The organism is Ferroglobus sp. (assembly GCF_015521575.1).
In the GTDB taxonomy this organism is placed as follows: Archaea; Halobacteriota; Archaeoglobi; order Archaeoglobales; family Archaeoglobaceae; genus Ferroglobus.
In genome coordinates, this window is sequence record NZ_WANY01000203.1 from 1 (window position 1) to 11,112 (window position 11,112).

Consider the following 11,112-nt stretch of genomic DNA (forward strand, 5'->3'; position numbering starts at 1 on the left):
CGCTCAGCGATTCGATAAAATCCTTCATTTCAATCCTGACAACACTGCCTGGCTTTTTTCCCGATTTCACAGCATCGACAACCACTATTTTATCGTAATTATCAAAAAAATTTATGAGTTGAAAACTTAAAGTTCCTCCCTCGACCACATCCACTTCTCTCGGCAATTTCAGCTTTTTCAATCTTTTCACGATCTCTATTCCGATAGCGTCATCTCCAGCGAGGGGATTACCTACCCCCAGCACCAGCAATCGCTTTCGGGACATGTTTGCGCTTCAAATCTCCAACAGTTGCGACCTTTTCTTTCCTCTTTCCGTGTATCATCGAGCCGAGTGTTCCGAATATCGTCGCCGCATAGGCGTGAGTTACTGCTATTGCGGCGTAGAGAAACATCACGAACCTGTGGGTAGCTCTGATGAACGCGTAGCTGTCAACGCCAAGTAGATTGGAAAGTGGCTCTGAAGCTTTCAATACGAAGTTATAGGTCTTTGGATCATAGAGGGCTAAACCAGTAAGTCCGATCACGAGCGTTAAGGCTACGTAAGTCCACCACACGAGAACTTGGCTCGGTATGACTTTTTCGACGTATTCTCTTCTCTTAGGATCGTAAGCTCTTGGATCGTCGACGTGATCTCCTTTAATCCATGCAATAGCCTCTTCGATAACGAACTTCACGCTGTAGGGTATTCTTTTTGGGGAGATCCATTTCCACTCTTCCGTTAAAGCGAAGTAGGAGAAGAGTATCCATAGCCCGAGGAAGATAAATCCGAGCCTGATGTGTAGAGCCTGTGCGTCATCTATCACTTTGACTCCGAAAGCAAGTTGAATTCCAGTGAGGGTAAGAAAGAGGCAAGTTATCACTATTCCCCAGTGACAAACTCTGACGAACTTGGAGTGTCTTTCAACTTCCACGAAATCCCCCATCTTTAACACCTCAGAACGTGAACTGCACAAGCTATACAAGGATCGAAGCTTCTTATGACGAGGAGGGCGAGAGTTGTGTTGTACTCGCTGCCATTTACCTTTTCAATGTTTAGCCTTGCCAATCCGAGTTGTTTTAGAGCCGGAGCTAATGCTTCTCCCCAGCTGACCTTCTTAGGAATTCCGAGAGGTGACAGATCAACGTCTTTTTCTGGGTATATAGCATCGCAAATCTTAGCAACGCTCATTTCCGGAAGCCAAGTTCCTTCAAGAGCTCTTTCAGCAGCTCCAGGTTGTCCAAAATCGTCTCTCGGGCTGAAGTTCCACGTACTCGGGACGACAGCTTGATATCTGTCTATTCTGTAGTCCCTTACTCTGATGTAATGCAACAACGCCCCTCTCGGAGCTTCCCAGAGTCCGAATCCTTCCCCTTCTCTAACTTTATCCTTTTTAACGGTCACCTTCTCTCCGAGATAGCTCTTCGCCTCTTGCAGCCAGTCGAACATTTTAGTTGCTATTAGCAAAGTTAGGGCAACCCTTGCGGCAACTCTGTCTATAACGGATCCCTGTGGATTCTGAACTTCGTATTCGAAGTATCCCAGATCTTCACCCGTTACCGGATTAATCATGGGAATCTTCCATTTCGTACCGAAGGTGTTAATCATCCTTGCCAGAGGTCCAACTTCGTAAACACTCTTATCGTACCTTGGAGCTTTTAGCCAAGAGTACGCTTCGTCCTTTTCTTTGTTGGGTTTTGGCAAATCTTCTTCGCTCGGATGTAATCCAGAAGCGTTTTCATACCACGAGTACCTCACGTATTCTTCGATCTTCCTCAAATCGAAAGCTTTTCTCTCGCCATCCCAAGCACCGGCATTTATCAGAGCACTTTTTCTATAACCCGGAGAGTGGAGAATAGAAAGCCAGTCGTCGTAATTTTCATGGTCTGGGAACAATCCGTAGCTGAGGAAGTTGCCGGTTGAAGCTCCCAAGTCTTGAAGACCTCTGAAATCGACATCGAGGATCGTGCTAATTGCCTCTCCAATTCTCTCGTTAGCCTCTAAAATCTTCATGAAGTCTCTTACCATCACGTTAGCAATCCATGACCAGATTTCGGTCATTTTCGATAAGGTCTTGGCGATTCTTTCCGCTGTGGGCTTGACCACCATCCCTCCTGGGTACTCTGTTTGGTGGTGAGGGAATTTTCCACCCCACATCGCAACTATCTCGTTCGCTTTTCTTTGAATGTCTAAAGCTTGTGCGTAACTCGATCCGAGGCTAAGCTTAGCTATACCTTCCTTTCCAAGAGCTGGCGGAACCATTGGCGGATATTTGGAGAGAACACCAAGTTCCGGACCGATGAGCAAATACGTGTGGATTATGTGGTCGTAAATGTAGTAGGCTCCGTGCAGGATGTTTCTGACGAGGATGGCGAGAGGAGTTGGTTTAACGTTGAAAGCAGCCTCAATTGCTTGCATGGAAGCTTCAGCGTGGGGAGCTGGACAGACTCCGCAAATTCTCTGGGTTATTATCCAAGCATCCCTCGGGTCTCTACCCTTCAGAATTATCTCTATCCCCCTAAACATCGTTCCGCTGCAATAAGCTTCGTCCACAACCGTCCAATTTCCGGTAGAAGTCTCCAAAGTTTTTGTTCTCATTTCCACTCTCAGGTGTCCTTCTATCCTTGTAACTGGGTCGATTACAACGCTACTCATTCTCCTCTACCTCCTTTTTGCTTTTTAAACTCCTTCTAACCGCATGAACTCCTATTCCTGCTAAAGTGGCACCGAAAATTCCTGTTCCCAGCTTCGTTGGGTCGATAATCGCTGAAGTTAAGTTCGACACCTCTTCGTAAAACGGAGAAAACTCGTCCGGCCAGCCGGGTTCCGAACATCCTATGCATGGCGCTCCAGCTTCAACGCAGTAGCTTGTGCCGTTGTTCCACTTCCTCAAGGGGCAGTCGGTCCACGTAATAGGACCTTTGCAGCCTATTTTGTACTTGCAACCCTCTCCTTCTCCGGGAACCTCTACGAACTGCCCTTTGTCGTAGTAAGGTCTATAGGGACAGAGGTCGTTGTGCATGTTCGTGGAGAAGAACATCTTCGGTCTACCGTAATCGTCGAGTTCGATTTCCGCTCCGATTACGACAGCTGCAAGAGTAACGACAAGTTGATCCGCATTCACCGGACAGAGCGGGAGGTTTATCACTTCTTTGTTTACGCCTTCTTCCCTCAGAAAATCAGCCAATCCTTTGGCGTTTGTCGGATTCGGCTTTGCAGCGGGAATGCCTCCGAAAGTTGCGCACTGTCCTACGGCAATAATGGCGTCCGCATACTTCACAGCATCGAGCACGTGCTCTCTAAAATCTTTTCCGGCTATGACGCAGTAGCCGGGGTCTTGGATTGCCCCCTCTACAATCAAAATCCTCCTTCCATCTTTTCCTCTCTTCCACCTCTCCTTGAACTCCTCAGCCAAGCTTCCAGAGGCTAAATGTATGGTTTCCATGTAGTCTGGAAGAACTATCGGCATTCCAGAGTTGCCGACGAGTATCTCAGTTAATATCTGCAGAATGTCTGGATCTGCTGCCTGAGCAAAGGAAATCGTGCAGCCGGTACAAGCTCCTCCGTTGAGCCAAGCGATGTGCCAGTAGTCCTTCGTTTCCTCCAACGCTGCGACGATATCGGATTTGTATGTCGTTAAAAACGCTGAGGCACCAAGAGCGGAAACAAGCTTTACGAAATTTCTCCTCGTTAGTTTCACGCTCCCACCCTACAGATCCACGAGTAGTTGATTAATAATCATTTTCAGTTAGAAAATTACACATTAAATCATACTTTCAAACAAGTATATTTTAAAAAATGCATTTCAAAAGATATCTAAATTATTCGGAAAACTCTTCCAGTATTTCTTCGATGAGCTGGGAAACTCTGAAACCCTTGTCGGTCAATCTTATTATCTTCGTCCTCCCCTCCACTTCCGTTTCCACAAGTCCAGCCTGCTCGAATTTTTTAACCATGAGCCAAACGTAGCTGTGGGGGCTGTTAACTCTGCTCGCTACGTACTGAATATAAACATCTTTTCCACTCTGATTTTCGTAGTATATCGTTAGAAGGATTTCCACAGCTTTCTCCCGGAATAAAAGCTTTAAACTTTCGATCGCAAGTTTATCAATCATCAACAATTTCTCGTTGTACAGCAGCTATAACTTTTCCGAATTTTTCTTTTATCCAAAAAATACCTGAACGTTAGCTTAGAAACGTAAAAGCTTTTAACTTTTGGAAATCGCAGTTGCAAGTAAAACTGAGAATTTAGTGGGTTTCCGAAACCTTTTAGGATTTTTTGTCGATGGCGTTTTATTCTTTGTGTACCAAAAAGCTTAATTATTCGAAGGATATAAATAGATTTGGGGTGCCGTTTACAGGATTTTCCAACCTTCCCGCCGTCACCGTTGTAACGCTTTTCGGCACCCCCGACGGAAACTTTTTATTCTACCAATGCAAGTTTCTTCAAATGTCTCTGAGGTTCTTTGCAGTAGTAGTGGCGGTATTTCTCATGATCGGAACAGCCAATGCTGTGAGCGTAAAAGAAGTGGAGGTTATAAACGGATCTATCGTTGTCTATTTTGACGTGACACCTTTTGAGATGATGAAGTTCCTACTTTTTGGATGCGAAGAGCTCAAGTATTACGTTGAAAACTTCGTCCAAAATGCGACTCCTTATAAAGTCGGGTACTTCTCTGCCTACTTACAACCGGAAAGCGAGATAATTAAATTTGCGGAGCCAGTATTGATTAGGTTGAACGAGTCGGTCTACTTGTTGTCTGATACCCTTTACATTAAACACGAACGACTTCTTTGATGTACTTTGGAGGAATTTCTTCTGCGAGAACTATGTTTTCGTTAACCTTTATGAACCTTATTCCGTCTCTTTTCGCCTCTTTCGCATCTATAACGAGGACTATCGGCTCGTCCGTTCTTAGTCTTGCCACTTCCTCTCCCTTCTCAAGAGTCGTCGAGAGGTGAACGTATCTTCTATTCACGGGCTTAATTCCAACCTCCATGACTCTGCTTGCCTCTTCTTCGCTCGTTCCATAGTATAAAGTTTCTTCCTCAGCTTCAGGAAGATCGTTGAGCTTAACGTCAACACTGTGTCCGTAGCGAGCTCTTATTTTATCGTTAGAAAGCTCGTACCTCCCCTTTTCGTCGCTGTAAACTATGGCTTTTACCAACCACTGATTTGCCCATTTGAATCTCCTTCTAACCGCTTTCACAAGTTTTCCAAAATCAACCCATCCGTTTTCGTCCATTTCCAGGCTGTATCTATCCGGATAGTGCCTCAAAAGACCCGATATAAATCTTCCAAGTTTTTCCACTCTCTCCTTATCGAGAATTACCTCGCCAACGTATCCGCACTTTTTACAGCTCTCTCCCCTATAAAACCCGTGTTTTGGACACATCCTTATGTCTTCCATGTCTGACCACCCATATCAGTGTGGCAACGACTCCTATAGCCGTGCAGGTTTCGAGGCTAACGTTTTTCCCCGTAGCCTCGAAGTGAAATCTTGCTTTCTTCAACACATCCTTCGGCAAACCCTTCCTCCCGAGACCAAATAAAAATATCGCTGATCTAAATCTCGCTATATCATCCAGCGAAATTTTCTTACTCTCATCTGGTTGGGATGTTGTAGCCACGATTTCGCCAAACCTTGACTCGAAACTCTCTATTAAGTGGAATTTTCCGGATTCGTGGAGTTCCCTTAGGTATCTACCCCCCTCACCGATGGTGGTGTAATCGCAAACGGCATCAACGACCTCCTCCTCTCTTTTCCAGAATGGAAAATCGTAGAGGGCTAAGTGAAAATCAAAAGCGTAGCAGATGGGAGCGATTCTCGCTATGCTTCTTAAATGCGCTTCGTGTAACTTGAGCTTGTCGTAGGTGTTAACGAGACACAGTGTTATCATCTTCGATCCTCTTCAGAAACTTTACCATGTTTCTCCAATGGCTACCCATCCAGTAAAGCTTATCGCACTTCTCGCAGTACCAAAGCTCGTACTTTTTCCTCAAGTCCTCTGATATTCCTTCTCTTCTCATAACTCTCAACGCCTCCTCGTCGCTCGGTTTTCTCAGCAGACTGTTGCAAACGCTGCACCTGTCCATGACTATTTTTATCTCCACGCCAAGTCTCTTCATCTGTTTGAGCTGCTCTTCAACGCTGTCGGAAGTAATAAGTATCGCTTTCCTACCGCTTTTTACGCTCGCTTCGTATAGCTGTTTGTCTCTCGTAAGCAGAACTCTGTCTCTATGCTCTTCAAGCAGAAACTTGTCTTCGTCTTCCACATTAAAATCTCCGACGTACAGTGTGTCGTAACCAGAAATTCTCAACCACGTGGCGAGTTTTCCGAGCATTCTGTCGACTATGAATTTATTCAACCTCCCTCCACCACCTTTCATCTGCCTCTCTTATCTTTTCAGCAAGGATTTTTGCGGATTTCGTTTTAAATTTTAAGTCCCTAACGTAAAACATGCTGTCGTAGTTCTTTGAGTATATCTTCGCTTGAATCAGAAGCTCAAGTTTGTCCGCATCCTTCACCAGATCTTCGTACTCTTTGACGAGCTTAATAATCTCTTCTCCACCTTCGAAGTTGAACACATCTTTTCTCGCCTTTTCTTCATCGATTTTCACGTATCTCCTTGCCAGCTTGTGTAGATCGAGTGTTCTCGTCTCATGAGCGTCGTGGAATAATGCGGCGGCACAAACCTTTGAAGCTACATCTAAGCTCTTCGTCTCCATGTAAGCGAGAATAAAAGCTATTGCAGCAGTTAGAAAAGAATGCTCCGCCACGCTTTCTGGCTCATCAATTCCAAGTTTCAGCCATCCGCTCCTCGGAACGTTCTTCAAGCTTGCAAGCTCGAACAGAAACCTAACGACGGAAGACATAGAATGAAACACCTCTGTAAGTTGTGAGCCTACCACCTTCGATTATTTCGCTCTTGAGGGGAACTATTATCGCATCGCACCCAATTTTTTCCGCGAGCTTTATTATGCTTTCTTGAATCTCGTAAGGGGGACGAATCGAGTAGATCAAACTTGCTCCCTCGTAAATTTCCATTCTCGGATTTAAAATGTCGTCTTTTACAGTCTCTTCCCTTTTCGGGGAGATGTCTACCGTTATAACTTTGAAACCCCTCCGCTTTAAATATTCAGCTACTTCATAATAGCTACCCACTCCGACCTCCACGATCTTCCCGCTGTAGTTGTTGGCTATGTATTCGCCAAGAACTTTAAATTTCGTCACATTTGTATTTTTTCGATGTTCAAAATAAGAGACTTTAGGGCGTCTGATTCGAGCGACATAATTGACATAGATAGGGAAGCTTTCAACTCCCTAAATCCCTCTTACGATTTATTCATCTACCTCGCTTACGGAAGCGATATTATCGTTGCCGAGAAGAACGGCAGAGTTATAGGATACGTCGTCCTTATGGATTTGGGCGAGTGTGCGAAGATAATGTCCATAGCCGTTAAATCCGATTACAGAGGAAAGGGAATAGGTAAAGCGTTGCTTGAGGAGGCTATAAAGAGGTGCAGAAAGAGGAAAAAGAAAATGATAACTCTCGAAGTTAGAATTTCAAATTTGCAAGCTCAGGAATTGTATAAAAAATATGGGTTTGAAATCGTTGGAAAACTTGAAAAATACTACAGCGATGGAGAAGATGCTTACCTAATGCAGCTCAAACTTTGAAAGCGCTTCTCTCACTTTTGGATCGTCGAGAATACTTTCGAGCCTTCTTTCTTTAAAAATCTCGGTAATTGCCTTACACAGGGTAAAAATAGCCTTCTGATGGTCAGATTTGCTTTTGTGGATGTGTACGGGCTGTACTCCAAGTTTTTCGTATTCTTTGAAATAGCCGTTTGCTATGCCCGCCTCTTCGAAAAACCTTTTAACATGGAACAGCGTTAAATGCAACATAACAAGCTCTTCCTTGTGCATTCCGCACCACCTACGTCATGATTATCGATTATTCTTTTAAAAAAGTTGTTGGGGTTTTGATAGTGGGTCACTTGTATGCATACAAATGCAAATCTTTTTATTTTCTTCTTTCAAGTGGAATTGGAATGAAAGTGCTTCTGAGTAGAAAAGATACCGTGAAGTTCCTAATTCTTTCAGAGCTGATGAAGAGGAAGGACAGCAGTCAGAGGGATATAGCGAAGAAGCTTGGAATAACACCTCAAGCTGTTTCGGAACATTTCAAAGAGCTGATAAACGAGGGATTGGTTAAAGCGGTCCATCGAGGGTATTACGAGGTGACGGAGAGGGGGAAGGAGTGGTTGAGAGAAAACCTCTTCGACTTGCACTCATTTGCTGAAGACCTCATTAAGAAGATTTACTCCGACCAAGTCGTGGCTATTGCGGTGGGGAAAATTGAGGAAGGAGATAGCGTAAAGTTCTGGATCGAAGATGGTTACATATACGCGAAGAGGGACGAGGAAGGGAACGGTGTGGCTTTAATATCCGCTGAAGACGGGGAGGATGTGCTTGTAAAACCCACTTCCGGTTTTGAGCTGCCCAAGGAAAAAGGGGAAATCATAGTTGTGAAGGTTCCGGACATAGTGGAAGGAGGGAGCAGGAGGGTAAATATAGAGAAGCTTCGGGAGCTCATATGGAGCAGACCTAAGAGCATAGTGGTGAGTGTCGGAATCGAAGCGCTTGTGACTTCAAGGAAAGCGGGAGTTGAGCCGATCTTCTTTGGGGGTAAAGCCGTTTGCGTTGAAGCGGCTCATATGGGTAGTGGTGTGATCGTTCTCTGCGTGGAGAACATGCTCGATGATTTGCTTAGAACGCTTATCGATGAAGACCTGAAGTTCGATATAAAGGAGCTTTAGAGGGAAAGATTTTAAAATCGCTTTGGTAAAGCACTTGGGTTAAGGTGATTCAGATGATTAAGCTGATCGAGGTTCTGCTGACGGCTGAGATTTACAACCGCTTCGAAGAGCTGAAGGAGGACGACATCCCTAAAGAGCTAAGAAAACTCTTTTACCAGAATGGAGGGATAAGAAGACCCCTCGTGGTTAAATACGATATGTTGAAAAAGTTCGGTAACGCTGAGGAGGTAAAGAAGCTCCCCTTCGTCGACTTCAACAACTTCAACAAGCAGTTCAAGATAACCTCCCTTGACCTTGCTGCAAAGTGGTTTGTAAAGAACGGAATCGATTTAATTAGGAAGAATCCCGTATTGGCTTACTATTTCCAGAACTTCGATTCGGTTGGAGTTTCGTATGAGGACGTGAAGAGGGAAGTTGAGCCGGTCTATTCCGATAGGGAGTGGGTTAGGCTAAAGATCGAGGAACTCTCTAAAGACGAAAGCTACGCTGAGATGCTCACCCTCGTGAGAATATTTTCTCCAGAGGAGATAAACGTCGATTTCAGTGATGTAGCTCTCGAAGAAGAGCAGCTACTTGAAGTTAAGAAAATAGAGATCGCTATAAAGGAGAGGGATTACCTCAGGAGAATTGGCTTAACCGACATAGGTAAACTCCTCTTCGTCGGACCGCCGGGAACGGGGAAAACGACAACTGCAAGGGCTTTGAGCAAAAAGTTGATGCTACCGTTGGTGGAGGTTAGGCTTTCGATGATAACGAGTCAGTATCTCGGAGAGACTTCGAAGAACATCGAGAAAGTTTTTGAAATAGCTAAGAAGCTGAGCCCTTGCATTCTGTTCATAGATGAATTCGATTACGTTGCAAAAACCAGAACGAGCGACGAGCATGCAGCTGTAAAGAGGGCTGTTAACACTCTCCTTAAATCAATAGACGAGATAAACCTTGTTGAGCACGGAGTTTTGTTAATAGCCGCCACAAACCATCCGAGCTTGCTCGATGCGGCAGTGTGGAGGAGGTTCGACAAAATTGTCGAATTTCCAGAGCCTTCGGAGAGGGTGAGGAGAAGGTTATTCGAAATGATGCTGTCAAAGCTTGACAACAGCTACGACATCGATAAGCTCGTTGAAGAGACCGAAGGGTTTACCGGAGCGGAAATAAAGCTCATTGTGAGGGAAGCTGTTCTCACAGCACTGATTGAAGGTAGAAGGGTTCCCACGATGGACGACCTAATAAAAGCGATAGAGGAGATGAAGGGCAGGATTAAGCTTAAGAAGTCCTACTGAAAATGAGGATCGTCCTCCTTGGCACCGGCGACTCTCCCGGAACGCCGGTAATAGGGTGTCACTGCAAAACCTGCGAAGATGCAAGAAAAAACGGCTGGGAAAGAAAGAGGTTTTCGGTTTTGGTTCAAAACGAGGGAAGGAACATACTCATCGACACATCTCCGGATATGCGTACGCAGCTCTTGAGGATGAATGTGGATAGAGTCGATGCGGTTATATGGACTCACTGCCACTACGACCACTTTGCCGGTTTTGGAGATTTTTATAGGGTTCAGAGCAACGTAAACGTTTACACATCTCCAGAAGTTCACGAAGACATCGGCAGATTCATGTTTTTCATGAAGTACCGTCCGCTTGAGGTTGAAGCTTACGAACCTTTCAAAATCTTCGGTTTGGAGTTCACTCTTTTTGACGTAACCCATCCCCCTCTAAGAAGAGCTCACGGGGTTGTGATAAGAAAGGGTGGAATCAAAGTTGTTGTGAGCGGAGACACGAATTCGAACATTCCGCAGAGGTCTATTAAGGAGATGATGAACCCGGATCTTTTTATTGTTGATGCGATAGCTCCAGCGGGATACAAGCTGAAGAAGCATATGAATGCTTCGGAAGCCTTATCTCTGGCGAAAAAGATAAAAGCTAAGAAGGTCGTGTTTACTCACATCGGTCATTTTTACCCGCCGAAATCCGATTATCCTCTTGGCTACGATTTTCAAACCTTCAGCTTCGAGGAGCAGGTGACCCTCAATGATTATTGGGATTGATGTTGGGGGGGCGAACTTGAAAATTTGGAGGGGAAAGGCTGAAAGCTATTACTTTCCTTTCTGGAAGAGAAGAGACGACTTTCCTGAATTTTTAAGGAGTCTGAAAATTGAGGGGGAGAAGATAGGAGTTGTCATCACCGCTGAGCTGTCTGATGCGTTCAAAAGCAAGGAGGAGGGTGTGAGGTTTATAGAAAGATCGATAGCGGAGAACGTTTCCGGAGATGTTTACTTCCTCAATCTCAACGGCGAATTGAAAAGGAGCGTAGACG

Annotated in this window: 16 protein-coding genes and 1 pseudogene; 6 read left to right on the forward strand and 11 right to left on the reverse strand. The window is 44.9% G+C overall.

The features are described from left to right. The 5 genes from F7C14_RS07940 to F7C14_RS07960 form a co-directional block, all read right to left on the reverse strand. Positions 1–244 (reverse strand): hydrogenase maturation protease (locus F7C14_RS07940; protein WP_290901659.1); only part of this gene is annotated, 244 nt, incomplete at its 3' end. Continuing rightward, entirely contained in the window at positions 228–923 is a 696-nt protein-coding gene (locus tag F7C14_RS07945; protein ID WP_290901660.1) for a cytochrome b/b6 domain-containing protein, read from the reverse strand. The genes F7C14_RS07940 and F7C14_RS07945, both read right to left, overlap by 17 nt. A 2-nt stretch (positions 924–925) precedes the next feature. Continuing rightward, positions 926–2,632 carry a nickel-dependent hydrogenase large subunit gene (locus F7C14_RS07950; RefSeq protein WP_290901661.1) on the reverse strand — a complete coding sequence of 569 codons (1,707 nt, stop codon included), beginning with the start codon at positions 2,630–2,632 and terminating at the stop codon, positions 926–928. Next, positions 2,625–3,677: a hydrogenase small subunit gene (locus F7C14_RS07955; protein ID WP_290901662.1), complete on the reverse strand. Its 1,053-nt coding sequence runs from the start codon at positions 3,675–3,677 to the stop codon at positions 2,625–2,627. The genes F7C14_RS07950 and F7C14_RS07955 overlap by 8 nt, the downstream gene beginning before the upstream one ends. Positions 3,678–3,798: 121 nt before the next feature. Further along, positions 3,799–4,092: a hypothetical protein gene (locus F7C14_RS07960; protein WP_290901663.1), complete on the reverse strand. Its 294-nt coding sequence runs from the start codon at positions 4,090–4,092 to the stop codon at positions 3,799–3,801. 335 nt (positions 4,093–4,427) lie between these two features. Here F7C14_RS07960 and F7C14_RS07965 point away from each other — a divergent pair, with 335 nt between their 5' ends. Continuing rightward, positions 4,428–4,775 (forward strand): hypothetical protein, encoded by a 348-nt coding sequence (locus F7C14_RS07965; RefSeq protein ID WP_290901664.1) that lies wholly within the window; start codon positions 4,428–4,430, stop codon positions 4,773–4,775. Here the strand turns inward: F7C14_RS07965 and F7C14_RS07970 are convergent. Genes F7C14_RS07970 through F7C14_RS07990 form a run of 5 tightly spaced genes read right to left on the reverse strand, consistent with a single transcriptional unit; the run spans position 4,753 to position 7,213 of the window. Further along, positions 4,753–5,388 carry an RNA 2'-phosphotransferase gene (locus F7C14_RS07970; RefSeq protein WP_290901665.1) on the reverse strand — a complete coding sequence of 212 codons (636 nt, stop codon included), beginning with the start codon at positions 5,386–5,388 and terminating at the stop codon, positions 4,753–4,755. The genes F7C14_RS07965 and F7C14_RS07970 overlap by 23 nt on opposite strands. Then, on the reverse strand, positions 5,348–5,878 hold the full coding sequence (locus tag F7C14_RS07975) for a DUF531 domain-containing protein (protein WP_290901666.1): 531 nt from the start codon (positions 5,876–5,878) through the stop codon (positions 5,348–5,350). Before F7C14_RS07975 ends, F7C14_RS07970 begins: the two co-directional genes overlap by 41 nt. Then, entirely contained in the window at positions 5,856–6,368 is a 513-nt protein-coding gene (locus F7C14_RS07980; RefSeq protein WP_290901667.1) for a Mut7-C RNAse domain-containing protein, read from the reverse strand. Before F7C14_RS07980 ends, F7C14_RS07975 begins: the two co-directional genes overlap by 23 nt. Further along, positions 6,340–6,855 carry an HD domain-containing protein gene (locus F7C14_RS07985; protein ID WP_290901668.1) on the reverse strand — a complete coding sequence of 172 codons (516 nt, stop codon included), beginning with the start codon at positions 6,853–6,855 and terminating at the stop codon, positions 6,340–6,342. Before F7C14_RS07985 ends, F7C14_RS07980 begins: the two co-directional genes overlap by 29 nt. Beyond that, complete coding sequence (locus F7C14_RS07990) at positions 6,839–7,213, reverse strand: UPF0146 family protein (RefSeq protein ID WP_290901669.1); 375 nt, start codon at positions 7,211–7,213, stop codon at positions 6,839–6,841. Before F7C14_RS07990 ends, F7C14_RS07985 begins: the two co-directional genes overlap by 17 nt. Before the next feature lie 15 nt (positions 7,214–7,228). On the opposite strand from F7C14_RS07990, the gene rimI reads away from it, so the two are divergent. Further along, the gene (gene rimI, locus F7C14_RS07995; protein ID WP_290901670.1) at positions 7,229–7,660 is read left to right on the forward strand and encodes a ribosomal protein S18-alanine N-acetyltransferase; all 432 of its coding nucleotides are present in this window, start codon (positions 7,229–7,231) and stop codon (positions 7,658–7,660) included. Here rimI and F7C14_RS08000 read toward each other — a convergent pair. Then, positions 7,640–7,909 carry a UPF0058 family protein gene (locus tag F7C14_RS08000; protein ID WP_290901671.1) on the reverse strand — a complete coding sequence of 90 codons (270 nt, stop codon included), beginning with the start codon at positions 7,907–7,909 and terminating at the stop codon, positions 7,640–7,642. The two genes, rimI and F7C14_RS08000, sit on opposite strands and share 21 nt — an antisense overlap. Before the next feature lie 125 nt (positions 7,910–8,034). On the opposite strand from F7C14_RS08000, the gene F7C14_RS08005 reads away from it, so the two are divergent. The 4 genes and pseudogenes from F7C14_RS08005 to F7C14_RS08020 form a co-directional block, all read left to right on the forward strand. Continuing rightward, positions 8,035–8,802 (forward strand): winged helix-turn-helix transcriptional regulator, encoded by a 768-nt coding sequence (locus F7C14_RS08005; RefSeq protein WP_290901672.1) that lies wholly within the window; start codon positions 8,035–8,037, stop codon positions 8,800–8,802. 53 nt (positions 8,803–8,855) lie between these two features. After that, positions 8,856–10,082, forward strand: coding sequence for an ATP-binding protein (locus F7C14_RS08010; protein WP_290901673.1), 1,227 nt, complete (start codon positions 8,856–8,858; stop codon positions 10,080–10,082). A gap of 2 nt (positions 10,083–10,084) precedes the next feature. Then, positions 10,085–10,843, forward strand: a complete 759-nt coding sequence (locus F7C14_RS08015; protein ID WP_290901674.1) for an MBL fold metallo-hydrolase — start codon at positions 10,085–10,087, stop codon at positions 10,841–10,843. Then, positions 10,827–11,112 (forward strand): annotated as a pseudogene (locus F7C14_RS08020) (H4MPT-linked C1 transfer pathway protein); the annotation flags it as partial. The gene F7C14_RS08015 and the pseudogene F7C14_RS08020, both read left to right, overlap by 17 nt.

Coding starts and splice junctions, on each gene's coding strand:
- F7C14_RS07945 (WP_290901660.1), bottom strand. CDS start 923: ATGGGGGATTTCGTGGAAGTTGAAAGACACTCCAAGTTCGTCAGAGTT.
- F7C14_RS07950 (WP_290901661.1), bottom strand. CDS start 2,632: ATGAGTAGCGTTGTAATCGACCCAGTTACAAGGATAGAAGGACACCTG.
- F7C14_RS07960 (WP_290901663.1), bottom strand. CDS start 4,092: ATGATTGATAAACTTGCGATCGAAAGTTTAAAGCTTTTATTCCGGGAG.
- F7C14_RS07965 (WP_290901664.1), top strand. CDS start 4,428: ATGTCTCTGAGGTTCTTTGCAGTAGTAGTGGCGGTATTTCTCATGATC.
- F7C14_RS07970 (WP_290901665.1), bottom strand. CDS start 5,388: ATGGAAGACATAAGGATGTGTCCAAAACACGGGTTTTATAGGGGAGAG.
- F7C14_RS07975 (WP_290901666.1), bottom strand. CDS start 5,878: ATGATAACACTGTGTCTCGTTAACACCTACGACAAGCTCAAGTTACAC.
- F7C14_RS07980 (WP_290901667.1), bottom strand. CDS start 6,368: ATGAAAGGTGGTGGAGGGAGGTTGAATAAATTCATAGTCGACAGAATG.
- F7C14_RS07985 (WP_290901668.1), bottom strand. CDS start 6,855: ATGTCTTCCGTCGTTAGGTTTCTGTTCGAGCTTGCAAGCTTGAAGAAC.
- rimI (WP_290901670.1), top strand. CDS start 7,229: ATGTTCAAAATAAGAGACTTTAGGGCGTCTGATTCGAGCGACATAATT.
- F7C14_RS08000 (WP_290901671.1), bottom strand. CDS start 7,909: ATGCACAAGGAAGAGCTTGTTATGTTGCATTTAACGCTGTTCCATGTT.
- F7C14_RS08005 (WP_290901672.1), top strand. CDS start 8,035: ATGAAAGTGCTTCTGAGTAGAAAAGATACCGTGAAGTTCCTAATTCTT.
- F7C14_RS08010 (WP_290901673.1), top strand. CDS start 8,856: ATGATTAAGCTGATCGAGGTTCTGCTGACGGCTGAGATTTACAACCGC.
- F7C14_RS08015 (WP_290901674.1), top strand. CDS start 10,085: ATGAGGATCGTCCTCCTTGGCACCGGCGACTCTCCCGGAACGCCGGTA.